This window comes from Streptomyces sp. NPDC088354, assembly GCF_044753585.1.
Lineage (GTDB): Bacteria > Actinomycetota > Actinomycetes > Streptomycetales > Streptomycetaceae > Actinacidiphila.
In genome coordinates this window covers 1-1539 of the sequence record NZ_JBIVNJ010000161.1, presented here as the reverse complement: position 1 = coordinate 1539, position 1539 = coordinate 1, and the positions used below count along the sequence as shown (strand labels likewise).

Below are 1539 nucleotides of genomic sequence, written 5' to 3'. Positions count from 1 at the left end.
CGTCAGGTGATGGAAAAGTTTGAGCCTTTTACTCGTGGGAGTGAGGCTTTGGCTGAGTTGCCGGGTGTGTCGATTGACTGGGCGAATATTTTTGGTCCTGGTGTTCTTGATGGTGATGCGGTGGTGGGGGACCGGCCTTCGTCGCGGAGGTTGCGTGATGAGATTCATGAGGACTCGGAGGAGTGATCGGGTATGGCTGATGAGTATTATGCGCAGCCGGAGAATCTGGCGCGGGGTGTCGAGTACATCGACCATATTGCCAGGCTTGCGCACGAGCTTCGTCGCCGGTTCGATGAGGATATTCGTGAGACTGCTGGCTGGACGGGGGAGGGTGACGATTTCGCGAAGCAGTTCAAGCCGATTGAGGAGCGGGACCGGGAACTGGTCGTCAAGACCGGGGGTGCCCTTTTTGAAGCTCTTATCGGTGTCACTGATGGAACCACGGCCAGTCTCAGGAACATCCGTGGTACTCAAAATGATGTGATGGATTCCATTCAGGAAGCCAAGCGTCGCGGCGGAAAGCGTTAATGGTTTAATGAGTATCCACGTCTCGCCCGAACTCAATAACCTTTTTTGGGCCCTGACGGGTTCGAGGATGCCTCGGGCGAACGAGGGTATGGCGTATGACAGTCGTGTCCCTTTTCAGGATCTCTCGAAGAGGCTTCATGAGTTGTCGGACCTGATTGAGCAGTCGGTGGGGGTGGTGGGCCGTTCGTTGCCTCCGGCGGCGGCCCGCCCGTATGTGCAGAGTATGCGGCTGTTCATTGATGACGGCGGTGTCAACTATGTGCGGGAGCTTGCCCGGCAGTTGGATGATGTCGCTGATGGCCGGGTGCAGATCTCCATGCAGATCCTGGAGGCGAAGGCCCAGATCATCGCGGAGTTGGTGCGTCTGCTCATCGAGTTGACCATTATTGCTGCGATGGCGTTCTTCACGGGCGGGTCGGCCGCTGCTGACAGTGCTGCGGCCCAGGCGCGGAGCCGGGTCACGCTTTTGACGATCCTGGACCGGCTTCTCAAGCTGTCCCATAAGATGCCGAGTCTGTCCGAGGCTTTCGATGAGGCGTTCACCACGTTCATCGTGCGTCTGGGGATGATTGTATTTGCGCCGCAGGGGCGCAGGCCCGGCGGGTTCGACTGGAAGCAGATTATTCAGGATGGCATTTTCGGTGGGCTGACGGGCATATTCCATGGTGCGCTCGATCCGGTGATGAAGAGGATCGGGAAGCGTCTTGACTGGCACGGGGACGGTCCGGGTGGTGGGCCTCGTCCGGTTCATGTGAAGGACGTTCCGCGTGACGTCACGTCGAAGATTGATAGGCCGCCGAGGCCGGGTGAGCGTATTGTGCGGGTCGGCGGGGCAGTGGTGGGCGATAGCTTTGTCGATGGTGCTTCGGAGTCGGTTGCCGAGGTCTTCATCAACGGGTTGTTCAACGGCAGGTGGGCTTTCAGCTTTAGCACGTTTCATGGTGCTGTGGTCAGTTCCATAGCCATGGGCGGGTTGTTCATTGCGGCGGGCGATCTGGGCCACAAGTTCGG

1 protein-coding gene and 2 pseudogenes are annotated in these 1539 nt (G+C 58.6%); all 3 read left to right on the top strand.

Translation table 11 applies throughout. The annotated features are described in order from the left end of the window. Positions 1-186: pseudogene (locus ACIP98_RS42470) on the top strand (YbaB/EbfC family DNA-binding protein); the annotation flags it as partial. A 6-nt stretch (positions 187-192) separates the two neighbouring features. Next, positions 193-528: a hypothetical protein gene (locus ACIP98_RS42465; RefSeq protein WP_401982241.1), complete on the top strand. Its 336-nt coding sequence runs from the start codon at positions 193-195 to the stop codon at positions 526-528. 88 nt (positions 529-616) lie between these two features. Beyond that, positions 617-1539: pseudogene (locus tag ACIP98_RS42460) on the top strand (hypothetical protein); the annotation flags it as partial.